The organism is Nocardia suismassiliense (genome assembly GCF_900269665.1).
Lineage (GTDB): Bacteria > Actinomycetota > Actinomycetes > Mycobacteriales > Mycobacteriaceae > Nocardia > Nocardia suismassiliense.
In genome coordinates this window covers 4,978,950-5,002,857 of sequence record NZ_LT985361.1, presented here as the reverse complement: position 1 = coordinate 5,002,857, position 23,908 = coordinate 4,978,950, and the positions used below count along the sequence as shown (strand labels likewise).

Sequence of the window (23,908 nt, the reverse complement as noted above, 5' to 3'; positions counted from 1 at the left end):
CACCCGAAACCGACTGCGCCCCAATGCCTGACGTGCACCGACGCGCAACTGGGGAGATCAGACCGGTACGCCGCCGTAGGTCCTGCGGTATTTGGCCTCCAGGAAGGACAGCACGCCGAACGCGATCAGGCCCAGCGAAATCAGGATGAGAAGCCATGGGCCGAAGGGTTTTCCGACGAAATCGCGCAGTACCGCGTCGATACCCTTGGCCTCGGCCGGGTCGTAGTTCAGCGCGGCCACCACCGCGGCGAGGCCGATACTGACGACGATCGCGCCCCGCGCGAGGTAGCCGATGCGGCCGAGCCAGACCGCCGCCTCGCGCGAACCGCGCGTCATCCAGCCCATGCGCAGGTCGTCCACGAACTCGAGGGTCAGGCCGCGGGCCGTCTGCCAGATGCCGAACGCGATGATGGCCAGTCCGATCAGCAACACCACCACCGTGCCGCCGTCCCAGCTCAGGATGCGGGCGGTGAGATCGCGGGCGATGGCGTCGCTCGGCTTGGGCGTGCGGCCGTGCACCACGTAGCGGAAGGTGCCCAAAAACGCCAGGGCGTAGACGATTCCGGAGACCACGGCATAGAAGCGGTGCCCGCCGGAGTACGTCCGCCGCGCGCCGGCGACCTGAGTTATCCGCCAGATGACGAGGGCGGCGAAACCGAACACCAGAACCCACAGCAGCAGATACCCGAACGGTTTGGTCGCGATCGCGGCGAGTGCCCCACCGCCGTCCGGCTCGTGCTCGGCCGTGCCGATCGCCAACATGAATCCGATGAGGCCGATGGTGATGTAGGCGATGCCGCGCGCGATGAACCCGAAGCGGGCCGCCGTCTCCAACCCGCCCGAACTCGTGGACCTGCTGCGCCGCCCGTAGCCGGAACGCCGGCCCCAGTTCGATCGGCCCCACCCGGACCGCCGGCCGCTGCGCACCGTGCCCACCCGATCGCGGCGCCGATACCTGTTCGCACTTCGGAAAAAGCTCATGATTACCTCATCTCTTCACCGCCCGTAATGCCCACTTCGTCACGATTGACACGGCGCACGAAATTTCCGAGATCCACTGCGGTCCGCGCGGAGTCGGCGTGCCTGGTCGAATGGGGTTGGTGCGCAATGAAGTCCGGGGACCAACTGGCGGCGGGGCAACCCGACTGGGGAGGGCGGCGCATCGTCCGAGCAGGCCTGGTCCGAACCGATTGTGACGCAGGACATAAGGCCTCCGACCGTTCGGAGGGAAAATTGGTCGGACGAATCGCTTACCGTTTAGGGCGTTATGAACTTTTTCGCGACAGTCGTGCACCTGGTCGCCAGGTTGCATGTGGATTTGGGGCGGTTGGCCGCGCAGCTGTGTTGCTGACGCGCGCGCATAACTCACCAGATCCCCTGATTTGTCTTGGATGGTTCCCTTGTCTTCACCTAGTTCGCGCAGCCGTACCCTGAATCCGGTGCGCTGGTCGTTCGGCGTCCAGATCCTGCTCGGCCTGCTCGTCGGTATCGCGGTGGGCTTCCTCGCCCGCGCGACCGGCTCGGCCTGGCTCACCAGCACGCTGACCCAGGTCGGCAGCATCTTCGTGCAGCTGCTCAAGCTGGCGGTGCCGCCGCTGGTATTCACCGCGGTGCTGGTGAGCGTGGCCGGATTGCGGCACGTCACCAACGCCGCCCGGCTCGCGGGTCGCACCCTGCTGTGGTTCCTGGGGACCGCGCTGATCGCCGTCGCGGTGGGCATCGTGCTCGGCCTCGTCACCAATCCCGGTCGGGGCGTCGACCTTTCGCTGGTCGGTGCGAAGGAGCCCACCTCGAAGGGCGGCTGGACCGACTTCCTCACCGGCATCATCCCGACGAACGTCGTCGGCGCCTTCACCAACGGCAATGTGCTGCAACTGGTATTCCTGGGCGCGGTGCTCGGCTTCGCCGCGCTGAAACTCGGCGACGCCGCCAAACCCTTTCTGACACTGGCCGAGTCGGTGCTGGAGCTGGTGCAGAAGGCGCTGTGGTGGGTGATCCGGCTCGCGCCGATCGGCACCGCGGGACTGATCGGCAAGGCGATCGCCAGCTACGGCTGGGACCTGCTGCGGCCGCTGGCCACGTTCACTGTCGCGGTGTACGCGGGCTGCCTCATCGTGCTCGTCGTGGTGTACCCGATCCTGTTGCGCACCGTCGGTGGTGTCAGTCCCGTCCGTTTCTACGCCAAGGCTTGGCCCGCACTGGAATTGGCGTTCGTCTCGCGGTCGTCGATCGGCACCATGCCGCTGACCCAGCGGATGGTCACCGAACGGCTCGGTGTGCCCAATGAATACGCGTCGTTCGCGGTGCCGTTCGGCGCGACCACGAAGATGGACGGCTGCGCGGCGGTGTACCCGGCGCTGGCGGCCATCTTCGTCGCACAGATCACCGGCACGCAGCTCGACCTGCGCGACTATCTGCTGATCGCGTTCGTCTCCGTGGTCGGTTCCGCGGCGACGGCCGGTCTCACCGGGGCCATCGTGATGCTCACCCTGACCCTGTCCACGCTGGGGCTGCCGCTGGCCGGTGCGGGCTTGCTGCTCGCCATCGACCCGATCCTGGACATGATCCGGACCGCGACCAATGTGGCCGGGCAGATGGTGGTGCCGGTACTGGTGGCGAAGCGGGAGGGCATTCTCGATCAGGAGGTCTTCGATCAGCCGTCGGCGTCACTGATCGCGCCCGAGCCGAAACCGGAGCCCGTGCCCGCGGCGGCCTGATTGAACGAAGTCGTCGCGGGTAGTTCGCAGCGACGACGAAAGGGGTCTCTCATGACACGTGCGAAAGATAGCGACGACGAGCGCGACGAGCCCAAGGGCGGCCGTCCGGGGCCGAGCGACGAGGGCGGCGAGGGCGGGATGGCGACCCGGGAGGTCGCTCCGGACCTGGCCACGCCCGACGACACGCAGGAACCACCGGACTGATCGGCGCGCTTACTACCGGACTGCCCCAACAATTGACGGCTGAGCACGGAATGGGTGCTCGGATAATATTGGGGCAGTCCGGACCTGTGTTCCGGGTATTCGATCTAGTTCGGTCTCCGGGGGTGATCAATTCATGCGTAGGGCGGTTTATCGAATCGGGGTGGGAGCGGTCGTCGTCGCGTCGTTGTTCGGTGGCGCGATACCGGCCTCGGCCGACGCCGGTCCGGCCGCGACACAGGTCGGCGGTAATCCGACGACCTGGTCGGCGGAGTGCGCGGCAGGCCTGCTCGCCGGGCTCGTCGCGGCACTGACCACCGGTTCTTCGGCGGCGGTCGGCTGCCCTAGCTGATCGTTTACCAGCTCGGAGGCATGCGCACTCGATCGGTCGTGACGACCGGTCGACGCTCGGGGGAGCGCGCAGTTCAGCACTACAGATAAAAACGGGGGGCGGCTGTCATGCGGACATTCGTCCGAAATCACTTTTCGAACCATTCGGAGGGTTCGCATGAAACAGCACGGTACTGACAGCTTCTTCGTCGTCGGCGAAGGTGTGCTCGAATTCGACTGGCAAGGACGCCCGATCACGCGGCAGCCGTTGACCGTCGAGGAACTGCGCCGATTCCGCTTCTCCCGGCTCGGTCCGGTCGGCGCGCCGATCGACGAGCCGACCAGGGCGGCGTTGGCGGCCGCGATCACCGCCCGCGTGCCGCAACCGGATTCGGCCGAGCCGCCGATCCCGGCCGGCTTCACCTACCTCGGCCAGTTCGTCGACCACGATCTCACCATGGACCGGACCTCGGCCCAGCTCGGTGAGGACGTCACCGTGGACGAGTTGATGCAAGGGCGGTCTCCCGCACTGGATTTGGACTCCGTGTACGGCAGGGGGCCGACGGACCCGAACGATCGCGTCTGCTACACCGAGGACGGCGTGACACTGAAGGTCGGCACGACCTCCCCGGCGGACTTTCCCGACGACCGGGTGAAAGTCGAGCTGACGGGCTTAGACCTGCCGCGATTCGGTGGTGCGGGCGGAACGGCCGCGGACCGGCGGCGCCCGCTGATCCCGGACAACCGCAACGACGAGAACCTCGCGGTCGCGCAGACGCACCTGGCGTTCATCCGTTTTCACAACCGGGTGGTCGAGGAACTGGCGCTCAAGGGCCTGGCCAGGCGGCGGTTGTTCAGCGCGGCCCGTGAGCTGGTGGTCCGGCACTACCAGTGGATGCTGGTGCACGATTTCCTGCCGCGCATCGTGGACCCGGCGATCGTCGCCGATGTGTTCCGGAACGGCAGGCGGTTCTTCGAGGCGCCGGGCGACGGGTACGCGGGCCGCGGCCTGCGCCCGACCATGCCGATCGAGTTCTCCGTCGCGGCATATCGCATCGGCCACAGCATGATTCGCGACACTTACCAGTGGAATCGGGTATTCAACAGCACGGGTCCCGGCGAGATCGCCAGCCTGCTGCAGTTGTTCACCTTCAGCGGCACCAGCGGTAATTTCCAGGCCGGTTCGCAGATTCCTGATCTCGACAATCCGAATTCGGGCACCGTGGATACCCTGCCGACCAACTGGATCGCGGATTTCCGCAGGCTTTTCGACTTCACCGAGGCGAACCGCCCCGACCTCGCGGCGCCCGCCGAGAGCGGCGGCGGCAACGTGACCAAGCGGGTCGATACCCTGCTGGTGGACCCGCTGGTCAACCTGCCTGCGGGCACCTTCGGCGGCCGCGGCAGCACGGTCCCGAACATCCACCGCAACTTGGCATTTCGCAATCTCACCCGCGCGCACATGGTCCGCCTCGCCAGCGGGCAGCAGATGGCCGAGTTCATCGGTGTCGAACCGCTCAGCGCCGAGCAGATCCTGCACGGCAATCAGGGCGCCTCACTCGACGCGCTCACCGACGAGCAGCGCGCCGGCGTGCTCGCCGCTACGCCGCTGTGGTTCTACCTGTTGCGGGAAGCGGAGTTCGGCAACGGCCTGCTCGGTCCGGTCGGCGGCCGGATCGTGGCGGAGGTGTTCCACCGGGCCATCGAGGGTAGCCGCACCTCGATCGTGCGCGATCCGGCCTGGCGCCCCAAGTACGGGCCGGACGCGAATACCTTCCGGATGACCGACCTGCTGCTGTTCGCCTTCGAGGGAAAGGCCGACCTGCTCAACCCACTTGGCGACTAGCGGCGTCGGTGGGGTGGTACGAGCGCGCGATCAGCGCCGAGCGCAGGTACCACAGGCCGGAGGGCTGCGACGGATCGAAGCCGGTGAGCTGACCGATGCGCTTGAGCCGATAGTCGACGGTGTTGGTGTGCACGTGCAAGGCGCGGGCGGTGCGTTGGCGATTGAGGTTGTTGGCGATGTGCAGTTGCAGCGTCTCCAGCAATTCCGTGTGCTCGTCCAAGGGGGTGAGCACCGCGCCGAGGTATTCGCGGCCGGGACCCGGCCGGGTGAGCTGGTATTCGAGCGCGAGCTCGTCGAATCGGTACAGCCCGGTGACGCAGTGCAGGCGATGCACCATGTCGAGCAGTTCGTGGGCTTGGTCAACGGCGCCGGGAATCTGGTCGGGCACCGACTCGACCAGGGCGGCGGTGATGCCGACCTGTGCGGCCCTGGACAGGCCGGCGACGAGCTCGTCGAGTTCCTCGTCGCTGTGCTGGCCGGCGGGCAGCAGAATGGTTCCGCCATCGATGCTGAGCAGTGACAGCGCGCTGCCGCCACAGCGGGCGGCCAGCTCGGCCTGGGTGCGGCGCAGCTTGCGGCGGGCCACGACCTGGGTGTCCAGGGCCGGGTTGTGCTCGTCGCGATGGCGTGGAATCGACACCGCCAGCACCACATAGGACTCGGCGATGGCGACGCCGCACTCACGCGCCATCGTCGACGTCGGCCGCCCGCCGAGCAGCGCGGAGGTCAGCGTGTGCACCGCCGTGTGGTGCTCGCTGACGACGGCGCGCAGTTCCCGGAAGTAGGCGCGGGAGATGGCCGAGGTGAGCGTGTGCAAAATCTCGATGTTCGTTTTGGAGCTGTCGACGAAGGTGTCGAAGTCCTTGGCCGTCAGCTTCGAGACGACCAGGTCGACGCCCATTTTGAAGCCGGCGTGAATGGCGTCGTGAATCGCGTCGATCGGGACACCCTCGCGGGCCCAGCCGGCGGCGGCCTCCTCGAGCTTCTCCACCTTCTCCGGGATGTTCTGCCCGTCCAGCATGCTGGCGGCCAGTTCCAGGCACACCCGGGTGATGGTGGTGATGTCGCCGTAGATCGCCTCGCCTGGCAGCGTCCCGCAGGGCACTACGTTCTCGACGAAGTGGCCGACCATCTGCCGGGACAGGGCTCTGACGTCGCGTAAGGGGGTGGACATGGGTTGCCCGGAGATCGTCAGATTCGGCCGTAGCGGACTGTCGATAGCCATGACAACTCCTTTGTCAGCAATAGCTATGTAGCTGGTTCACACTAACTACGCGCTGGTGGTCGGAGAAGGTTACCGGCGAACTTGTGAGAACACGCGGACGCGGCGTCGCGGGAGCTGTGATCGGTCACAGCAGGGCCGGGGTGGCGGAGGCTCGACAGTGCCGCTAATATAAGTGAAAACTTATAGAAGGAGGACGTTATGCCCCTGCTCACCGATCCCGCCGGCATCGCCGGGCTCATGGTTCGCGAGGTCCGCAACGGATCTCGGGACGGTGCGCCGACCAAGATCGCCGTCGCGCGCCGCACGTACGCCACCGACCAGAACGATCTGTGGGACGCGCTGACCAACGCCGAGCGGCTGCCGCGCTGGTTCCTGCCGATCAGTGGTGACCTGAAAGTCGGTGGTCATTACCAGCTGGAGGGCAATGCGGGGGGAGTGGTCGAGCAGTGCGAGGCGCCGCGCCGGCTCGCACTGACCTGGGAGATGGGCCCGCAGGTGTCGTGGGTGACGGTTGATCTCGCGCCCGGCGACGAGGGCACTGTGCTGGAGTTGGCGCACGAGGCGCCGGTCGATCCCGAGTTCTGGGGGCAGTACGGTCCGGGTGCGGTCGGCGTCGGCTGGGATCTGGCGTTGATGGCGCTTGGTCTGCATCTGTCGAGCGGGGTGGCGGTGGATCCGGCCGAAGGGCTGGCGTTTCCGACGACTCCCGAGGGGATCACGTTCGTGCGGGCGGCGGGTTCGGACTGGGCGAACGCGGCCATCGAGGCCGGCGACGACCCGGCCGCCGCGCGTGAAGCCGCCGAGCGCACGATCACCTTCTATACCGTCGAGCCCGAGGACAACGCGCAGTCCTGATGACCTCTGCTCCCGAAAGAATCTTCGAGGCGCTCGGCGACCCCGTGCGCCGCTACATTCTCGAGCTCGTAGCCGCCGGCGAACAGCCGGCGGGCACGGTTGTCGCTGCCGTGCAAGGGTTTACCCGGATTTCGCAGCCCGGCGTCTCGCAGCATCTCAAGGTGCTGCGCGACGCCGGGCTGGTGCGCGTCCGCGCGGAAGGCACGCGCCGGGTCTATGCCCTGGACGCCGCCGGTGTCGAGGTGGCCCAGTTGTGGCTGTCGGCCCTGACGGATCAGCTGGCACAGTTCGCCCAGCCGCTCGACGCCCTCGCCACCGAGGTCGCCCGCGGTCAGCGTGCCCGTCGGGCAGCCGAACCCGGCCGGGACGTCACCGAGCGGGAGGCTCGCCAAGCCTGATCAGCTGCTCGACTCGAGCTGGTAGGCGGCGGCTTGCAGGCCGAACAGCTGAGCGTAGGTGCCGTCCTTCGCCATGAGTTCGCTGTGCGTGCCTTCCTCCACGATCCGGCCGTGGTCCAGCACGATGATGCGGTCGGCATGCCGAATGTTGGCCAGCCGGTGGGTGATCAGGATGGTGGTGCGGTTGGCCGCGCTGCGGCCGTTGCCGCGGCTGAGGTGTTGCAAGGACTGGAAGACCGCGTGCTCGGCGCGGGCGTCCATGGCGGCGGTCGGTTCGTCGGCCACCAGGATGGGTGCGTCGCGGTACAGGCCGCGGGCCACGCTGATCCGCTGCCACTGGCCGCCGGAGAGGTCGCGGCCCTTGCTGAATTGCCGGGACAGCACCGTGTGCTCGCCGTAGGGCAGCTCGTCGATGACGACGTCCGCGCCGGATTCCCGTGCCGCCGAGGCGAGTAGGCGGCCGTCCGGGTCGGCGCGTTCGATGCGGCCGATGCGGATGTTGTCCCGCGCGGTCATCGGCCAGCGGGCCGGATCCTGCATGACCATCGAGACCTGCCGGTAGATCGACTGCTCGTCGACGGTGGCCAGATCGATCCCGTCCCAGCAGATCTGGCCTCGGGTCGGCAGGTACAGGCCGGTGATCAGCTTGGCCATAGTGCTTTTGCCGGAGCCGTTCTCGCCGACCAGCGCGATGATCTGGCCGCGGCGGATGGTCAGGTCGACCTCGTGCAGCGCGGGCTCGTTCTGGCCTGGATAGGTGAAAGACACTGAACGTAACGTGATCTCGTGTGGGTCGGTGGGCGCATCGAGCTCCGCCGGTGGGCGGGTGCGCCGCTCGGTCTGGTCGAGCAGGTTGCCGTAGAACTCGAGGTAGAGGGTGTTCTCGTAGAGGCTGTTGACCCCGATCATGGTCTGCGACAACGCGGCCGACGCCATCCGCATCGCCACGACCGCGGTGCCCGCCATGGCCAGGGGTAGCTCGCCGAGGTAGAGCAGCAGGCCGAGCGCGCCGAAGGCGATGCCGGTGCCGATCCCGGCGATGGTGCGCCCCACCAAACGCACGCGCGCCCTGGCCAACTCGACCCGGCTCGTCTCCTCGGTGATCTGCTGACTGATCCGCCGGTACTCGGTGAGCAGGGCCGGGCCCGCGGTACACGCGCGCAGCTCGGCCGCGGTGTCCCGGTCGGACAACAGGTCGCTGGCGATGGACGTCCGCAGATGGCTGGTCATGATGCGGATATAGGACTGATAGGACAGCTTCGCGGCCCGCGCCGACGCCCACATGTCCGGGATGACGGCCAACAGCACCAGCGGCGCGAGCAACGGATGCAGCACCGCCGCCGTGGCCACCGCGGCGCAGACGTGGATGAGCGAACCGGCCACGCCGGTGATCGCGTCGACGCAGTGGGCGATGCTGCCCATGCCGCGTTGCAAGCCCTGGCGGATCAGGTCGGCGTACTCGCTGTCCTCGAAGGCGATCAGCTCGACCCGGGCGATCGCGGTGTGCGCCTTGTCCCGCGCTTGCTGCTCGACCCGCGGCTTCAGCAGCGCTTCGGCTGTGGCGGAGCCGCTTTCGAGCAGGGCGCGCGCCACGAGGGCGGCCACCACCGAGCCGACCGCGGGCAATGCCGCCACCACGCGCTGCGCGGTCGGTCCCTGCGCGAGCAGCGTGGTCAGCACGTCGGCGGTGGCGAGCAAGCCGACCGCGGTCGCGAACCCACCTGCGATGGACAGGAGTGCGGTGAGCAGGGTCAGGCGCCGGGAGGCCTGCCAGGCCAGGCCGGTCACCACCCGTGCGCCCGCGGGGAGTGCCCGTAATGTCCGCCAGATCCCGGCCTCGGCGACCTGCTTGTCCACCGTCATCCAGGTCGGGGTGGTCATCTCGTCGATGCCGACGAGGGGTGGTGCGGTGGTTTCTGCGGCCATCGGGTCCCCTCCTGTGCCTGCTGGTGTACGCCCTACAGGCTCGCGCCGATTCCGCGGAAATGCACGGGATTATTTGCGGCGGAACGCTGCCCGTGTCCGGCCCACCGCTCAAGGCTGGTGGTGCGGCATGCCCAGCCGACAGAGAGCGCGTTCCCGATGATTCGGGAAAACGTCCCGGTGCGACGCGGCAACTTCCTCTAGTACCCAGGCGTGGCCGTGCCGCACGGTGGGAGTCGTGTAATCCACGCGGCGACTCGTGAGCCGATGGGGAAAGGAAGAGATGACCACTCCGATAGACGAATTCGATCTCGATATTCGTCTCGGCGCGGTGCGGGCGGAGGTCCTGACCGACCCGATGGTGCTGCGGACCAACGAGTCCGTCTGTCCCACTGACGAATGTAGTAGCTACCCGATGTGCAAGACCACCGAACGGACTTGCTGAAAGAAGGATGAAATGTCCGCACCTGTTGATGATTTCGACCTCGACATCCGGATCGGCGCGGCGAGCCGGCTGCTCGATCCCGCCATGGCGGCAAGGACCTCGGATTTCGAAACGTGCAACGACTCGCACTGCGCGACCTGCGGGTCGGCGTGCAACACCGAGCATCCGCCGCGGTGCACCAAGTACTGCACGGTCTAGGCGCCGAGATGTCCGCTCCGGTAGATGAATTCGATCTGGATATCCGGGTCGGCGAACCGCGCGTGCGAATCGAGGTGGGCATGGCCATGGCCGTGACACAGCTCGAGCCGTGCACCGAGGTGGGCTGCCCTACCGCGGCCACCGGCTGTTGCACGCATCGTGTATGCACCGGCAGCCGGTATTGCTGATGTGCCGCTGCACCGACTTTCAGAAAGGACACCGTCGTCAGTGAACGCGGACCTTACGTCGACGACAATCGACCGATGCCAACGGCCCTGGCGCAGCGTGCTGCCCGCCGACGTGGCCCTGTCGGCGATCGCGGTGGCCGTGGAAGTCGGGGAACGGCTGCGTGCTGCGGATTCGGCGCAGCGGCCGAACAACGCGGGGCGTGCCGTGTTGTTCGGCCAATTGGATCGGGTTCTGCCGGAGCAAGAGTGGGCAGCTAGCTCACATGCTTGCCTGGCAGCCGCCGCACGGACCGTCGAGCAGGCCGAGCGTGGATATCTCGGCCTGTTCGGCGGGCTGTGTGAGGTGGCGTTCGCGGCCGATGCGTTGTCGCGCAACGGGACCCGATACCAACGCTTGCTCGATGGCCTGGACGAGGCGATCACCGGGCCGGCGGCAGCGTTGGGTGAGACCGTGGCGCGCACACCGGCCGGACTGCCGTTCGCGGCGTTCGACGCCATCGCCGGTTTGGCGGGAACCGGTGCTTACCTGCTGTGCCGCAAGGCGGAACCGCGAGCCGAAGCTGCGCTGCGGGCCGTACTGACCGGGCTGGTCGCGCTGTGCGACGAGAAGGACGGACTGCCCAATTGGCACACCCCGTTCGCGGCCATGATTCCGAACACCCCGATGTCGCGTTCTTATCCGACAGGTGTACTCAATTGCGGGCTCGCGCACGGGATTCCAGGACCGCTGGCGGTGCTTGCGCTCGCCGAGGCGGCGGGTGTCGCGGTTGCCGGACAACGGGATGCGATCGCGCGGGTGGCGCGCTGGCTGGTCGCGCACCGATGCGATGACGAGTGGGGACCGAATTGGCCCACGGGCGTAGCGCTGCCGGACACGGCTGGTTGCACGCCGCCCGCGCACGGACCGACCCACAACGCCTGGTGCTACGGCAGTCCCGGAGTGGCGCGGGCACTGTGGCTGGCCGGGATTGCGCTGGGAGACAACGCATTGACCGAGATCGCGGTGGCGACCATGGCCGCTGTGTTCCGCCGCCCGGCAGCCGATCGGCGCATCGACGCCTCCGCCGGCCTGTGCCACGGAGTGGCCGGATTGCTACAGATCACCCTGCGCTTCGCGCACGACACCGGCGACGCCGTATTCACCACCGCCGCAGCGGCGCTGACCACCCAGCTGTTGGCGATGTTCGAACCGGAGCGCCGGTTCGGATACCGAGCGCTGGCCGAGAGTGGTCCGGCGACCGATGATCCCAGCCTGCTCGATGGTGCGGCGGGGGTGGCGCTCGCCCTGCTCGCCTCGGCCACGGATGTGCCGCCATCGTGGGATCGCACGTTGCTGCTGGCCTGAGGAAAGGAGACGGCGATGCCAATGTATCGCCCGTTGCAGTGGCTGGTGGTGCGTGCGCCGCTGTTGCCCATCGCGGAGTACCTCGCGCTCGACGCGATCGCGGACTGGCCGACCGAAACCGCGCCGGGCACCCTCGTTCCCGCCGATCCCCGCGTGCAGCGGGCGCTGGCGGTGGGTGGCGGGGACCTGATGCGCGCCTTGGAACGACCGGTCGCCGACGCTCGTGCCCGCAAACGGCTGGCGGGCAAACTGCAGCGATATCTGATCAGGATGTCGAGCAGGCCGATACCGTTCGGGTTGTTCGCGGGCGTGGGCCTGGCGCAGTGGGGTGAGCGGACCGACCTCGCGATAGCCGACCTGCCCGCGACCGTACGCACCAGGCCGGACATGGGATGGTTGCTCGACCTCGTGCACACGATGGAGCAGCGCGCGGAAATCCGTTCGCGGCTAAGCGTGTTCACCAATCCGGCCGCGTTCTTTCAGGCCGATCGGGTGTTCCTGAGTGAGCGCACACCGATCGGCGACGCCGCCGAACCCGGCCGGGCGATGTCGCTGCGGGCCACCACACCGGTGCGGCGGGCGCTGGAGCGTGCGCGAACTCCGTTGCCCTACAGCGATTTGGTCGATGAGTTGACCGTTGCGCTCGGCGCGACGACCGAGCAGGTGACGCGGCTGCTCGATCAGCTGTGTGAGCAGACCCTGTTGCTGACCGACCTGCGGCCGCCGCTCACCGTCGCCGACCCGGCCCGGTATGTGTTGCGGCGCTTGGCCGACATCCCCGCGGCCGGTGCCGACGCTGCTGCCGTCAGCGACCTCCTCGAACAGCTGGAGGCATGGGACAAGCTGGACCACGATCAAGCAGCGGCCGGATATCCGAAACTGGTGGCGCAGGCCCAGACGGTGCACGCTGTGCCGACACCCAAAGGTCCGTTCCAGACGGACCTCGGCTTGCCGCTGTCCGGCGGGCTAAGCAGTGCTGTCGCCGCCGAGGCCGCGCATGCCGCGGATTTGATGCTCCGGCTCACGTCGTGGCCGACCGGCCTGGCGCATCTGGATCGCTACCGCGACTCGTTCATCGAACGCTACGGATCCGAGCGCGAGGTGGGCCTGCTGGAGCTGCTCGACCCGGAGATCGGGCTCGGCCCGCCCGGTCAGTTCGACAACACCACCGCGGACGACAGCTGGCGGCAGCTGCGTCAGCGCACGCTCACCGATATGGCGCTCGATGCGATCCGGGACGGCCGGCAGGTGGTCGAGCTCGACGCAACGACCATCGGCAAGCTCGAATTGCAGCCGATCGACATCGCGAAAGCACCTACCTCGCTGGATATCTCGTTGTTCGTCGTGGCCGCGTCACCCGCAGCGGTGGATGCGGGCGACTTCCAGGTGGTGGTGGGGCCCAACATGGGAGCGGCTGCGGCAGGCCGCGTGCTGGGGCGCTTCGCCGACCTGGTCGGGCCGGAAGCCGATGTCGCACTGCGGTCCGCGGCCGCCGCGGAGACCTACTGTCGGCCCGGAAGGTTGTCCGCCGAGATCACCTACCTGCCACGACCGGGTCGGTTGGCGAATGTGGCGATCCGGCCGCTGGCGCGGGACTGGGAGCTGGCCTTCGACACGACGCCCGGAGCACCGGCCGATCGGGTGGTTCCGCTGTCCGAACTGGTCGTCGGCCTGCACGGAAACCGATTCGTGGTGCGGTGGCCGCAGACCGGGCAGGAGATCGTCGCCTGTGCGGGCCACATGCTCAACGCTCAGCTTGCTCCGGCGGTCGTGCGGTTCCTGGACGAGATCAACCGCAACGGCCGCGCCATGCCGACGACCTTCGACTGGGGGACAGCGGCCGGATTTCCTTTACTGCCACGGGTTCAGGTCGGTCGAGTGGTGTTGGCCCCGGCCCGGTGGCGAGTGAATGCCGACGAACTGGCTACCGACACGGCAGCTTTCGCGGTCACCTTCGCGGCCTGGCGGCAGCGGTGGCAGCCGCCACGCCACGTCTTTCTGGCAATGGCGGACCACCGTCTGCTGCTCGATCTCGACTCGCCCGAACAGGTCGAGCAGATTCGCCTCGAAGCCCGTCGAATGCCCGGTGGCAAGCTCTCTTTGGACGAAGCGTTGCCCGCGCCGGACCAGGCCTGGCTGCCCGGGCCCGGCGGGCATTACGTCAGCGAGATCGTTGTGCCTGTCGTGCTCGATGCCGTAGAGCAGGCTGCCGAGCCGGTTCGATTGCGGGCCAGCACTATTCGGTCGACGGCTGACGAACGCCTGCGCCCGCCGGGCAGCGACTGGCTGTTCGCCAAGCTCTATCACGTGCCGACCTTCGAGGAGGATCTGCTCGCGGATCAGCTCCGTACGTTCTGCGCCGAGACGGTGGCCGAGGGGTCGGCCGACAGCTGGTTCTTTCTGCGTTATGCCGATCCGGACCCGCATCTGCGCATCCGCTGGCACGGCGACCCCGATCGGCTGTCGGACCGGCTGGCGCCCGCGCTGCTGCGGTGGGGGAATGGTTTGGTGACCAATGGTTTCTGCCGTCGGGTGTGCCTGGATACCTACGACCAGGAGTTGGAGCGTTACGGCGGCCCGGCTGGAATGGCGGTCGCTGAAGAGGTATTCGCCGCCGACAGCGTTGCCGTGCTGGACCTGCTGCATCTGATCGACCAGCGAACGGTTGAATTGGACCGCACGCTGCTCGGCATCTACACGGTGCACGATCTGGTGGCCGCGCTCGGCCTGGACGCGGCCGAGCAGGCGGACTTCTATCGACTCGGTGTTGTCGATCGCCGCGCTACCTCTGCGGAGTACCGCAGTCAGCAGCCAGTTCTCAGGTCGCTACTCGGCGATCCGCAGTGGCTGTCGGCCCAGCCGGGAGGGGACGCGATTGCCGAGGTACTGGCTCGACGCCGAATCCTGCTACGCGAGTGCGCATCACGGTTCGACGCACTTGCCGAGCGCGGTGAACTGAGCCGTGCACGCCTCGAGCTCGCCCGCAGCTTCGTGCACATGCACTGCAATCGGTTGCTCGGTTGCGGACACCCGCCCGAGCAGCAGGTCCTCGGACTGCTGTGGCGAACCAGCGAGAGCCTGCACCACGCACCGCTGCACAAGAAGGCAGGTCAGGCCAGTCCCAGCGAATAATGTTGCTGCTCTGCGGCTTACAGGGGTGCGCGCCGCCGTTCCGAGGTAGCGTGATGACAGTCACAACTGCATAACAGAATCGGACACTGCTATGAACAAGTTGCTGTCGTGGCCGGCCGTGCTCTGCTGGCTGACCGTGCTGCTGGAGGGGTATGACCTCGTCGTCCTCGGGGCCGTCATACCCACCCTCATCGATCAGGACCACCTCGGATTCACCGCTGCCGGTGCGACTTTCGCCGCGACGATGTCGCTGGTGGGCGTGGCCATCGGGGCCACCGGGTCGGGACCGGTGACCGATCGTTACGGGCGCCGATGGATGCTGCTCGGCTCGATCGTATTGTTCTCGCTGTTCACCGCGGTGATCCCGCTGGCAGGCTCGGTCGGCATGTTCGCGATGTTCCGGCTGATCGCCGGCATCGGGCTCGGCGCGTGTATGCCGCCCGCGCTGACCTTGATGGCCGAGCACATGCCCGCGTCCCGCCGGGCCTTCGCGAGCACGATCACCATGACCGGATACCACGTCGGAGCGGTGTTCGCCGCGCTGCTCGCACTCCAGCTCGTTCCGCGCTGGGAACCACTGTTCTATCTGGGTGGCGTGGCGGGGTTCGTGCTGGTGCCGGTGGTCTGGCTGAAACTGCCGGAGTCCGCGGCGTTCCTCGCGGCCAAGAACGCGCCTATCCGGGTTCGGCCTGCGGTGTTGCTGAAGCCGTTGTATCTGCGTGCGACGCTGGGAGTTTGGGTCGGCTCGTTCATGGGGCTGCTGCTTGTTTACGGTCTGAACACCTGGCTGCCGAAGTTGATGCGTGATGCCGGGTACAACATGTCGACCTCGTTGACGGTGCTGTTGATGTTGAACATCGGCGCGGTGATCGGTCTGCTGACGGCGGGGACGCTCGCTGACCGGCGGGGCATCAAACCGACGGTGCTGGTGTGGTTCGGTGCGGCGGCGGTTTTCCTGGCGTTGCTGAGCATCAAGATTTCCAGCACGGTGCTGCTCAACGGGTTGGTGCTGGTCACCGGAGTCTTCGTGTTCTCCGCGCAGGTCCTCATCTACGCCTACGTGACTCAGGCCTATCCGGCCGAGATTCGCGCCACCGCGCTGGGGCTCGCTTCGGGGGTCGGCCGCCTCGGCGCGATCTTCGGGCCGACGATCACCGGCTGGCTCATCGTCGTGGGTTCCGCAAACCCTTGGGGCTTCTATCTTTTCGCTGCGGTCGCCGCGATCGGTCTGCTGGCCATGGCTGCGGTCCCGCGTACTTCCATCGATGGCCTGGGCCCCATCGAACCCGTCGAGCAGGCTCGCTTGGACGAACGCACGGTGTGACAGCGGCCCGGTCCAGCGGCATCGGCTATTGGCCTGCGGCCATGAGCTCGTGTTTGGCTGTCGGGTGTGAAGTCGAAATGGATTCGGGTCGGTGTGCACCTGGCTGCCTGGAGTGCCACGCTGGCCGGGGTCGCCGGGATCGCATTGCACTTCAGCCGGTCGGGTCTCGAGTTGCTGGTCTTGGCGGCTTCGGGTGCGCCCTACCTGATGGCGTGCGCGTTGCTCGGTGCGGTGGCATTCGCCGCCACGCGGTATTGGATCGGTGCGGCAGTCGCGGTCGTGGTGCTGGCGGGCGCGCTGTGGACGCAGACTCCGCTCTATGTCGGTGGCTCGGGCGAGGCCGGCGAACACAGTGTGTCGGCGATGCAGGCGAATCTGCTGTTCGACGGGGCAGATCCGCGGGCGCTGGTCGATGAGGTTCGGGCCCGCGACATCGCGGTGCTCACCGTCAACGAGCTCACACCGTCGGCGGTCGAGGCGCTCGGCCGGTCCGGGCTCGATCAGTTGCTGCCGCACCGGTATCTGTCACCGGGACGGACCGCGACCGGGACCGGAATCTGGAGCACCTATCCGCTGACGGACACCGTCGAGTACGACGGATTCGTGCTGAACCAGATCTCGGCCACGGCAACCATTCCGGACGTCGGCCCGGTCTCGGTGTTCGCCTTCCATCCGGTGCCACCGGTGTACGGCACGCAGGTATGGGCCGATGAGCTGTCCCGGCTGCACGAGATTCTCGAGCGAGCGCCGGCGAACCGGCCGGCCATCGTCGGCGGGGACTTCAACGCGACCTTCGACCACGCGCAGTACCGCTCGATGTTGTCCGGACGGTTCGGCGACGCCGCGGAACAGGCGGGCGCCGGTCACCTGGTCACTTACCCGACCGACAAGCGCTTCCCGCCGCTGGTCGGAATCGACCACATCCTGGTCGCCGAGGGCCGTGCGGTCGCGGTGGAGACCGTGGGGTTGCCCGGTGCGGATCATCGCGCCCTGGTCGCTCGGGTTCAACTGCGCGGAGCGTCGTCGAGCACCTGACCTTCGGGGCTGAATTCGGCTACGGATTCGGCATTGAGTTCACCACGCCGTACCACCACCACGCCGACCAGAATCAGTGTGCCGCCGAGCAATTGGATGAGCCGCGGTGCCTCGCCGAGCAGCGCCCAGGCGAAGAGCAGCGCGGCGAGTACCTCGAAGAGGGCAACGAACGAGGCGAGGCGGGAGCCGAGCAGGCGGGTCGCGGCGATGCCGGAGACGTAGGCGAGCGCGGCGGTCACCGTGCCGAGCGCGAGCACCGGCGGCCACCAGGCGATAGTGAAGCTCTGAAAGACAACAGGATTCGTGGTCGCGTGCAGCGGGACGATGCCGACCGCGCCCGCGGCGAGCAGGCCGAGTCCACCGATGAGGAGTCCACCGGCGGCGAGCACGGTGCCGGGCAGCGTGCCGTCGCCCTGCGCGGAGAGCACGAAGTAGCCCGCCGCGCCGACCATGGCGGCCAAAGCCCACGCGAGGCCCACCCAGCTGGTCGTCATGCCGGAACGCAGGTCGATGACCAGGAACAAGCCGGTGATACCGAGCACGGCGCCGGCGACCGTCGCGGCACCCGGGCGTTGGCGGTGCCGCAGCCACAACCAGCCGACCACGGCGATCGGCGCGGTGTATTCGATGAGCAGCGCCACCCCGACTTCCATGTGCGCTACGGCGTTGAAGTACGCGAGCTGGGTACCGGCGACGGCCACCAGGCCGTACGCGGTGATCAGAAATGCGTTGCGGCGCAACAGATGCCATTCGCCGTGCAACTGCACCACCGCGATCGGCACCAGCACGGCGGCGGCCACCAGCACGCGGATCGCCACCACGGAGGCGGCGCTCCAGCCCGCGTTCATCAAACCGCGGGCCAGCGGGCCGGAGAGGCCGAACGACGAGGCGGACAGCACCGCGAGGATCAGTCCGGATTTCAGCCGCTGAGCGGCCGTGTCATGAGTCATCGTAGCCATGGGTAATGACGGTATGAGGGTCCATGTAATATGTCAACATGACTTTTGCTCATGACACCGAGGCGGCGCTGATGGCCGCGGTGGAGCTGGTGAACTCGGCGGAGGAGCCGGATACACTGACCGAAATCGACCAGCTCGCAGAGTTTTTCGTCAAACACACCTACACCGGTGTGCACGCCGGCGACACGGCGGAGCTCGCGCAGGTGCGAGCACTGCGGGCGCCGCTGCGCCGAATGCTCACCAGCGATCGCGATACCGCGACCCGGCTGGTGAACGAGACGCTGGCGGAGCATCGGGCCGTGCCACAGCTCGTTCGGCACGGCGATGTCGATTACCACATTCACGCGGTGCCGTCGGAGGCGCCGTTGCCGGTGCGAATCGCCGTCGAGACCGCGATGGCGATGATCGATCTGATCCGCTCCGACGAGCTGAGTCGGCTGTCGGTCTGTGCGGACAGTACGTGCGAGGGTCTCGTGCTGGACCTGTCCCGCAACCGCTCACGGCGTTACTGCGGCACCACCTGCGGAAACCGCAATGCCGTCGCGGCCTACCGCGCGCGGAAGAAATGATCACGCGGCCTGCGGAACGGCCACCAGGATAAGCCGTGCTAAACGAAATCGGTAGTGTGCCGATCTCACATTGCACGATTTGCTGGACCGCCTTAATGTCGATTAGCACGCCAAGCTGGATGACCAGGGGGATCCCGGGCCGACGCCCGGGTCCGTAGTCGACCAAAGGCGGTATTCATTGACCGGCGATCGATCGATGTTTCGAACATGGTGGCGAGACCCGGTCGATTACCGTGCCCTGGTCGAGACCTTCGAATCGCACGGTGCGCTCGGTCGATTCAAGTTCATGCTCGGCGCGGGCGGGCTGGTCATGCTGTTGATCGCGGTGCTCGCGTCGGTGGCCCAAGGTGACGTCGCCGGGTGGGTCGGGCAGGTGCAAGGCGGCGTCGAGGCGACCGTCGCGGGGGCCTGGACTTTGCGGTGGTGGTTTCTGCCGTGGCCGCGCGAGCGCGAATCACTCGCCTGGATCGTGCTTTTCGATATCGACACCACCGCCAATGATTTGCTGGTGCACGACCGCGTCGTCGGAGTATTGGGCGTCGTGCTGCTGACAGCGATGGGTGCGTATGTCACCGTATTTCACGGTCCGCGAATTCTGGCGCTGCATATCGGTTGGACGCTGTTGACGAGCATCGTGCTGGCGGTACTGATGGTGAACGGGACGCTCGCCGAGGCCGGGCATGCGGACGGCGCATACCGGAAAGAAGATCTGGCCCTCGGCCTCGCGGTCATCCTGGTCATGCTCGTCGTGGTGGGCGTCATGCTGCCCTTCGTGCAGTTCTGCCACTGGCTGCTGCGGGCCGACGCGCTGTCGGACCCGCTCACCGGGCTGCTGAACCGGCGCGGACTCGACGCCCACCTCTCGGCGCACCTCGTGCACTGCCGCGGCGGGTCGGCCTACGTCGCGACCCTGGACATGGACCGGTTCAAAGCCGTCAACGACACCTTCGGCCACCCGTTCGGCGACGAAGTGCTGACGCGGACCGCGCAACGGTTACGCGAAGTGGTCGATGCCGATGCACTGCTCGCGCGCACCGGCGGCGAGGAGTTCGTGGTCGTCGGGTGCTTGCGCGAGGACGCGGCCACGGTCGGTGAGCGGCTGTGCCGGGCGATCGAGACCATGCCCGATCTGCCGGTGCAGATCACCGCCAGCGTTGGCGTCGCGGTCATCGACGGTGATCCGTACACCGCGAGTACCTTCCGCCGGCTGCTGCGGAGTTCCGATTCGGCGATGTATCGGGCGAAGCGCCGGGGTGGCAACGCGGTGGCGATCGCGGGTCAGGACGAGTCGCCGAGCAGGCCGCGGCGCAAGGTCGCCGGGGTACCCGAGATCCTGCCTGCGATGACGTGTGGTGACGTCGAGGTATCCGGCGAGTCGCTGAGACCGCCTGTCTAGGAAGGCATTCCGGTCAGTCGATGAGTGTGAGGAGCGCGACGAGGGACTCGTTCACGTAGTCGCGGTCGATCTGAGCGGGCTCGACGATCGCGTATTGCGCGAACCCGGTCATCAGCGCATGCACCGCGGGCGCCAGCCGGGCCACCTGCTCGGCGGTTGTCCTGGGACCGTCGGCCTGGTCGATCGGGTGATCGATGAGCAGTTCCTTCAGTAGATCGAGATTGCTCGGGACCTGCTCGTCCACGTCCGACATCAACTGCGGATCGCGGAGGGTGGCGGCCATGGCCTCCAGTTCGAACGCGAAGTATTCGCGGGCGCGGTTTTCCGCTGCCGCGTCGAGGACCGCGGCCGCGTAGCCGCGTAGCACCTCGGCGAGCGGCAGGTCGGGGTCGGTCAGCGGGCGGAAGGTGTCGTGGTACTCCGCGACTATCCGGTGGATCGCGGCGAAGAGCAGCGTTTGTTTGCTGCCGAAGATCGAGTAGATCGCACCCGTGGTCAAGCCCGCGCGGTCGGCGATATCGCCGAGGCGGGCGGACTGGTAACCGTGGGCGGCGATCTCGGTGATCGCCGCCGTGATCAGGGCCGTTCGGGTGTTCTCCCGGATCTCCGCACGTCGCATGAGCCCATGATAATCTCATTATTGAAATAATCAGAATATCGAAAGAGGCATGATGGTCGAACTGGAGCGGCGCGGGCTGTTCGCGCTGGTGGCAGGACTGGGTGTGGCGGTGGCGGCCGGTTGCGGGCGTGGCGCGGTGGAGTCGGTGCGGGTGGTGGACGAAGTGGCGCGGATCGTCGGACCGGTCGAAAAGATCGACGCGTTTCCGACGGTGGACGAGCTCAACAGGTTCGTGGACGAGCTGGTCGCCGCGCACCCGGACAAGGTCGCGGTCGAGGAGATCGGGCGGTCGAGCAGCGGGGATGCGATCCGCGAGGTCCGAGTGGGGTCGGGGGAACGGCACCTGCTCGTGTTCGGCAACCCGCATCCGAACGAGCCGATCGGCATGGCGACGATCCGGCATCTGCTCGGCAGGTTGGCTCGTGGCGAAGCGGACACTCTCGGCGCCACTTGGCATTTCGTGCCGTGCGTGGACCCGGATGGGACGCGGCTCAACGAGGGATGGTTCGCCGGACCGCGCACCCGGACCGCGGTGGCGCGCGAGTTCTACCGTCCGGCGGGGCCCGAGCAGCCGGAGTGGTGTTTTCCCATCACCTGGCGGGACAAGCAAGTCGGGGTGCCGATGCCGGAGACGCGGGCGCTGATGACGCTGATCGATCGAACTCGGCCCGCGCTGATCGCGTCGCTGCACAATGGCGACTTCGGTGGTGGCTTCTACTATTGCTCCGGCGGGGACGCCGACTACTGGTCGGCGCTGGTCCAATTGCTGGACGACGCGGGGGTGCCGCGGCATCAGGGGGAACCGGATGCGCCCGGTGGGGCACGGTGGGCGGAAGGGATTTACGAGCTGCCGACCTTCGCGAAGATGGCCGACGCCTGGCTGGCGGTCGGAGTCGATCCGGTGGCGGGGATCGGCGGCGGGGGCAGCCTGGATTATGCGGCGCCCTACGGGACGGCGGTGCTGGTGAGTGAGTTGCCGCTCTGGACAGACCCGCGGATCGCCGACCAGACGCCGAGTGAACGGTCATGGAACGACGTAATGCGTTCCACCGCAACGGCGTATCGTGAGATCGCTGCGCTGGTGACCGGGGTGCTCGATGGGTTGGGTGATCGATTGACCGGCCGCAGTCCGTTCGAACGGTCGCTCCGGGGTATGGGCTGGGCACTCGGGGAGCTGGCCGCGGAGCGGGACGCGGCCGCCGGTCAGGACCGCCGCGCAACCCTGGGCGAGATCTTCATCGAGGAGTACTTCTGGGTCGCGGCGCAGCGCCTGCGTGCCGGGGGGATGCTGCTGCGGTTGCTCGACGAGGAGTTGCAGCGCGACCCGTCGCTGGCGGCCGAAAGGGCTAGGGTCGGTGCGATATTCGATGGTTGGAGCGCTGACGTCGAGCGCAATGCCCCGGGTGAGCCGGTGCCGTTGGAACGGTTGGTGGCGATTCAAGCGGGCGCGATCGTCACGGCGGCGAGCAGGTTGCGCGACGGGCGTCCGGTCTGATGCTCGAGGTCGGTCCGGATGGTAAGTGAGCAGCGTCCTGGTGCCGGGTGAGGCGGTGTCGCTGGAACGGTTGGTAGCGGTTCAGGCGGGCGCGGTCGTCACTGCGACGAGCAGGTTACGCGACGGGCTTTCGGTGTAGCGCAGGGAGCGGGTGTTGCGCTCGGGTGGGCGAAAGCGCGGCGGCGGTGTGCCGGCTGTGGCGAGTGAGCAGCGTCATGGTGCCGGATGCGGGGGTGCGGCGTAAGTTCGTTAATTAGCGAAATGCCGAAGGGTGGTGAGTGTGCTCGACGAGTGCAAGGCGCTGGCGAACGAGACGCGGTTGCGCGTGCTGGAGTGGCTCAAGGAGCCGGACGTGCATTTCCCGGAACGCGCGGACGAGACGGCTGAGCTGGGCGTATGCGTCGGCCTCATCCAGCAGAAGGCGGGGACGTCGGCCTCGACGATGTCGGCGCATCTGGCGATCCTGCAGCGCGCCGGGTTTCTCAGCGCGACCCGGCGCGGGCAGTGGATCTACTACCGCCGCGACGACGCCCGCATCCGCGCCTTCACCGAACAACTGCACCGCGTTCTCTGACCTACGAAAGGCAACCTCCTATGTCGACTGCTCTGTCCATCCTCGACCTGGCGTCGATCGCGCCCGGCCAGTCCGCGCGCGACAGTTTCGGCAACAGCGTCGCCTTGGCGCAGGCTGCCGAAGGGAGCGGTTATCGTCGCGTCTGGTACGCCGAACACCACAACATGGGTTCGATCGCTTCCAGTGCCACGAGCGTGCTGATCGGCTACGTCGCGGCGCACACCGACACCATCCGGCTCGGCTCCGGCGGCATCATGCTGCCCAACCACTCGCCGCTGGTGATCGCCGAACAGTTCGGCACGCTGGAGACGCTGTTTCCCGGGCGCATCGACCTCGGGCTCGGCCGCGCGCCGGGCAGCGATCAGAAGACCATGCTCGCGCTGCGCCGCAATCCGTCGTCGGCGGACTCGTTCCCGCAGGACGTGCTCGAACTTCAGGGTTATCTGACGGGTCGTTCGCGGGTGCCCGGCGTGCAGGCGGTGCCGCGCGCGGAAGGGGTTGTGCCACTGTACATCCTGGGTTCGTCGCTGTTCGGTGCGCAGCTCGCCGCACAGCTGGGTCTGCCGTACGCCTTCGCGTCACACTTCGCGCCGGACGCGTTGCATCAGGCGGTCGCCGTCTACCGTGACAGCTTCCGGCCCTCGGAGCAGCTGGCGGAGCCGTACGTGATGGCCGGCGTCAATGTGTTCGCCGCGCACGACACCGACGACGCCGTCGCGCAGAAGACGATCGCCTACCGTGCCCGGGCGCGCATGATGATCAAGCGCGGTGCCGCGGACGTGCGCTACACCGACGAAGAGATCGACGCGTTCCTCGCCTCACCCAACGGTCGCCAGCTCGCCTCGATGACCCAGTACACCGCCGTCGGCACACCCGACGAAGTCCGTTCGTATCTCGACGATTTCGCCGCCTCGATCGAGGCCGACGAGCTGATCCTCACCCACCAGGCCACGCAGATCGAGGATCGGGTGCGCTCGGTCGAGCTGACCGGCGCCGCGATGGCCGCGGCCGCACCCGAGCGGGTTGTCGGCTGATCCTGCGCGTTCCACCGCCGAGAACGAAGAAGGCGCGGGCCGTTACCGTGTGGTGGAACACCCTGTCCGGCAAAGGATATGGTCGGGCAATGCGGACGGC

General features: G+C 67.4%; 22 protein-coding genes. 17 read left to right on the top strand and 5 right to left on the bottom strand.

Annotation, left to right across the window (positions count from 1 at the left end):
- Positions 1 to 57: 57 nt before the first annotated feature.
- Entirely contained in the window at positions 58 to 981 is a 924-nt protein-coding gene (locus DBO33_RS22465; RefSeq protein WP_234390984.1) for a DUF1206 domain-containing protein, read from the bottom strand.
- Between the two features lie 410 nt (positions 982 to 1,391).
- On the opposite strand from DBO33_RS22465, the gene DBO33_RS22460 reads away from it, so the two are divergent.
- The 4 genes from DBO33_RS22460 (at position 1,392) to DBO33_RS22450 (ending at position 5,094) form a co-directional block, all read left to right on the top strand.
- Positions 1,392 to 2,717: a dicarboxylate/amino acid:cation symporter gene (locus DBO33_RS22460; protein ID WP_107656802.1), complete on the top strand. Its 1,326-nt coding sequence runs from the start codon at positions 1,392 to 1,394 to the stop codon at positions 2,715 to 2,717.
- A gap of 51 nt (positions 2,718 to 2,768) precedes the next feature.
- Positions 2,769 to 2,921: a hypothetical protein gene (locus tag DBO33_RS43620; RefSeq protein ID WP_199856720.1), complete on the top strand. Its 153-nt coding sequence runs from the start codon at positions 2,769 to 2,771 to the stop codon at positions 2,919 to 2,921.
- 133 nt (positions 2,922 to 3,054) lie between these two features.
- Positions 3,055 to 3,270, top strand: a complete 216-nt coding sequence (locus DBO33_RS22455) for a hypothetical protein (RefSeq protein ID WP_159080411.1) — start codon at positions 3,055 to 3,057, stop codon at positions 3,268 to 3,270.
- Between the two features lie 156 nt (positions 3,271 to 3,426).
- Positions 3,427 to 5,094, top strand: a complete 1,668-nt coding sequence (locus DBO33_RS22450) for a peroxidase family protein (RefSeq protein WP_107656800.1) — start codon at positions 3,427 to 3,429, stop codon at positions 5,092 to 5,094.
- On the opposite strand, the gene DBO33_RS22445 is transcribed toward DBO33_RS22450, so the two are convergent.
- A complete protein-coding gene (locus DBO33_RS22445; protein WP_107656799.1) occupies positions 5,075 to 6,319 on the bottom strand; it encodes a PucR family transcriptional regulator in 1,245 nt (414 codons plus the stop codon). The genes DBO33_RS22450 and DBO33_RS22445 overlap by 20 nt on opposite strands.
- 198 nt (positions 6,320 to 6,517) lie before the next feature.
- Between DBO33_RS22445 and DBO33_RS22440 the strand changes: the two genes are divergently transcribed.
- Both DBO33_RS22440 and DBO33_RS22435 read left to right on the top strand, forming a co-directional pair.
- Positions 6,518 to 7,174 carry an SRPBCC family protein gene (locus DBO33_RS22440; protein ID WP_107656798.1) on the top strand — a complete coding sequence of 219 codons (657 nt, stop codon included), beginning with the start codon at positions 6,518 to 6,520 and terminating at the stop codon, positions 7,172 to 7,174.
- A complete protein-coding gene (locus tag DBO33_RS22435) occupies positions 7,174 to 7,572 on the top strand; it encodes an ArsR/SmtB family transcription factor (protein WP_107656797.1) in 399 nt (132 codons plus the stop codon). The genes DBO33_RS22440 and DBO33_RS22435 overlap by 1 nt, the downstream gene beginning before the upstream one ends.
- On the opposite strand, the gene DBO33_RS22430 is transcribed toward DBO33_RS22435, so the two are convergent.
- Positions 7,573 to 9,498, bottom strand: coding sequence for an ABC transporter ATP-binding protein (locus DBO33_RS22430; RefSeq protein WP_107656796.1), 1,926 nt, complete (start codon positions 9,496 to 9,498; stop codon positions 7,573 to 7,575). It abuts the gene before it with no gap.
- 280 nt (positions 9,499 to 9,778) lie between these two features.
- Here DBO33_RS22430 and DBO33_RS42925 point away from each other — a divergent pair, with 280 nt between their 5' ends.
- The 6 genes from DBO33_RS42925 (at position 9,779) to DBO33_RS22405 (ending at position 17,162) form a co-directional block, all read left to right on the top strand.
- Positions 9,779 to 9,940 (top strand): hypothetical protein, encoded by a 162-nt coding sequence (locus DBO33_RS42925; protein ID WP_159080410.1) that lies wholly within the window; start codon positions 9,779 to 9,781, stop codon positions 9,938 to 9,940.
- 12 nt (positions 9,941 to 9,952) lie between these two features.
- On the top strand, positions 9,953 to 10,138 hold the full coding sequence (locus tag DBO33_RS22425; protein ID WP_107656795.1) for a hypothetical protein: 186 nt from the start codon (positions 9,953 to 9,955) through the stop codon (positions 10,136 to 10,138).
- 228 nt (positions 10,139 to 10,366) lie between these two features.
- A complete protein-coding gene (locus DBO33_RS22420) occupies positions 10,367 to 11,671 on the top strand; it encodes a lanthionine synthetase C family protein (protein ID WP_159080409.1) in 1,305 nt (434 codons plus the stop codon).
- 15 nt (positions 11,672 to 11,686) lie between these two features.
- Positions 11,687 to 14,803, top strand: a complete 3,117-nt coding sequence (locus DBO33_RS22415; RefSeq protein WP_107656793.1) for a lantibiotic dehydratase — start codon at positions 11,687 to 11,689, stop codon at positions 14,801 to 14,803.
- A 91-nt stretch (positions 14,804 to 14,894) separates the two neighbouring features.
- Positions 14,895 to 16,127: an MFS transporter gene (locus tag DBO33_RS22410; RefSeq protein ID WP_107656792.1), complete on the top strand. Its 1,233-nt coding sequence runs from the start codon at positions 14,895 to 14,897 to the stop codon at positions 16,125 to 16,127.
- Positions 16,128 to 16,193: 66 nt separating this feature from the next.
- Positions 16,194 to 17,162, top strand: coding sequence for an endonuclease/exonuclease/phosphatase family protein (locus DBO33_RS22405; RefSeq protein ID WP_234390983.1), 969 nt, complete (start codon positions 16,194 to 16,196; stop codon positions 17,160 to 17,162).
- On the opposite strand, the gene DBO33_RS22400 is transcribed toward DBO33_RS22405, so the two are convergent.
- On the bottom strand, positions 17,132 to 18,121 hold the full coding sequence (locus DBO33_RS22400) for an EamA family transporter (RefSeq protein WP_107656791.1): 990 nt from the start codon (positions 18,119 to 18,121) through the stop codon (positions 17,132 to 17,134). The two genes, DBO33_RS22405 and DBO33_RS22400, sit on opposite strands and share 31 nt — an antisense overlap.
- Positions 18,122 to 18,159: 38 nt before the next feature.
- Between DBO33_RS22400 and DBO33_RS22395 the strand changes: the two genes are divergently transcribed.
- On the top strand, positions 18,160 to 18,690 hold the full coding sequence (locus DBO33_RS22395) for a CGNR zinc finger domain-containing protein (protein ID WP_107656790.1): 531 nt from the start codon (positions 18,160 to 18,162) through the stop codon (positions 18,688 to 18,690).
- Positions 18,691 to 18,886: 196 nt separating this feature from the next.
- Positions 18,887 to 20,086 carry a GGDEF domain-containing protein gene (locus DBO33_RS22390; protein ID WP_234390982.1) on the top strand — a complete coding sequence of 400 codons (1,200 nt, stop codon included), beginning with the start codon at positions 18,887 to 18,889 and terminating at the stop codon, positions 20,084 to 20,086.
- A gap of 13 nt (positions 20,087 to 20,099) precedes the next feature.
- On the opposite strand, the gene DBO33_RS22385 is transcribed toward DBO33_RS22390, so the two are convergent.
- The gene (locus DBO33_RS22385) at positions 20,100 to 20,705 is read right to left on the bottom strand and encodes a TetR/AcrR family transcriptional regulator (protein ID WP_107656788.1); all 606 of its coding nucleotides are present in this window, start codon (positions 20,703 to 20,705) and stop codon (positions 20,100 to 20,102) included.
- A gap of 49 nt (positions 20,706 to 20,754) precedes the next feature.
- Between DBO33_RS22385 and DBO33_RS22380 the strand changes: the two genes are divergently transcribed.
- The 3 genes from DBO33_RS22380 (at position 20,755) to DBO33_RS22370 (ending at position 23,808) form a co-directional block, all read left to right on the top strand.
- Complete coding sequence (locus DBO33_RS22380; RefSeq protein ID WP_107656787.1) at positions 20,755 to 22,200, top strand: M14 family zinc carboxypeptidase; 1,446 nt, start codon at positions 20,755 to 20,757, stop codon at positions 22,198 to 22,200.
- Between the two features lie 274 nt (positions 22,201 to 22,474).
- Positions 22,475 to 22,774 carry an ArsR/SmtB family transcription factor gene (locus tag DBO33_RS22375; RefSeq protein ID WP_107660500.1) on the top strand — a complete coding sequence of 100 codons (300 nt, stop codon included), beginning with the start codon at positions 22,475 to 22,477 and terminating at the stop codon, positions 22,772 to 22,774.
- 20 nt (positions 22,775 to 22,794) lie between these two features.
- Entirely contained in the window at positions 22,795 to 23,808 is a 1,014-nt protein-coding gene (locus DBO33_RS22370) for an LLM class flavin-dependent oxidoreductase (RefSeq protein ID WP_107656786.1), read from the top strand.
- The last annotated feature ends 100 nt before the right edge of the window (positions 23,809 to 23,908 follow it).

Coding starts and splice junctions, on each gene's coding strand:
- DBO33_RS22465 (WP_234390984.1), bottom strand. CDS start 981: ATGAGCTTTTTCCGAAGTGCGAACAGGTATCGGCGCCGCGATCGGGTG.
- DBO33_RS22460 (WP_107656802.1), top strand. CDS start 1,392: ATGGTTCCCTTGTCTTCACCTAGTTCGCGCAGCCGTACCCTGAATCCG.
- DBO33_RS43620 (WP_199856720.1), top strand. CDS start 2,769: ATGACACGTGCGAAAGATAGCGACGACGAGCGCGACGAGCCCAAGGGC.
- DBO33_RS22455 (WP_159080411.1), top strand. CDS start 3,055: ATGCGTAGGGCGGTTTATCGAATCGGGGTGGGAGCGGTCGTCGTCGCG.
- DBO33_RS22450 (WP_107656800.1), top strand. CDS start 3,427: ATGAAACAGCACGGTACTGACAGCTTCTTCGTCGTCGGCGAAGGTGTG.
- DBO33_RS22445 (WP_107656799.1), bottom strand. CDS start 6,319: ATGGCTATCGACAGTCCGCTACGGCCGAATCTGACGATCTCCGGGCAA.
- DBO33_RS22440 (WP_107656798.1), top strand. CDS start 6,518: ATGCCCCTGCTCACCGATCCCGCCGGCATCGCCGGGCTCATGGTTCGC.
- DBO33_RS22435 (WP_107656797.1), top strand. CDS start 7,174: ATGACCTCTGCTCCCGAAAGAATCTTCGAGGCGCTCGGCGACCCCGTG.
- DBO33_RS22430 (WP_107656796.1), bottom strand. CDS start 9,498: ATGGCCGCAGAAACCACCGCACCACCCCTCGTCGGCATCGACGAGATG.
- DBO33_RS42925 (WP_159080410.1), top strand. CDS start 9,779: ATGACCACTCCGATAGACGAATTCGATCTCGATATTCGTCTCGGCGCG.
- DBO33_RS22425 (WP_107656795.1), top strand. CDS start 9,953: ATGTCCGCACCTGTTGATGATTTCGACCTCGACATCCGGATCGGCGCG.
- DBO33_RS22415 (WP_107656793.1), top strand. CDS start 11,687: ATGCCAATGTATCGCCCGTTGCAGTGGCTGGTGGTGCGTGCGCCGCTG.
- DBO33_RS22410 (WP_107656792.1), top strand. CDS start 14,895: ATGAACAAGTTGCTGTCGTGGCCGGCCGTGCTCTGCTGGCTGACCGTG.
- DBO33_RS22400 (WP_107656791.1), bottom strand. CDS start 18,121: ATGGCTACGATGACTCATGACACGGCCGCTCAGCGGCTGAAATCCGGA.
- DBO33_RS22395 (WP_107656790.1), top strand. CDS start 18,160: ATGACTTTTGCTCATGACACCGAGGCGGCGCTGATGGCCGCGGTGGAG.
- DBO33_RS22390 (WP_234390982.1), top strand. CDS start 18,887: ATGTTTCGAACATGGTGGCGAGACCCGGTCGATTACCGTGCCCTGGTC.
- DBO33_RS22385 (WP_107656788.1), bottom strand. CDS start 20,705: ATGCGACGTGCGGAGATCCGGGAGAACACCCGAACGGCCCTGATCACG.
- DBO33_RS22380 (WP_107656787.1), top strand. CDS start 20,755: ATGATGGTCGAACTGGAGCGGCGCGGGCTGTTCGCGCTGGTGGCAGGA.
- DBO33_RS22370 (WP_107656786.1), top strand. CDS start 22,795: ATGTCGACTGCTCTGTCCATCCTCGACCTGGCGTCGATCGCGCCCGGC.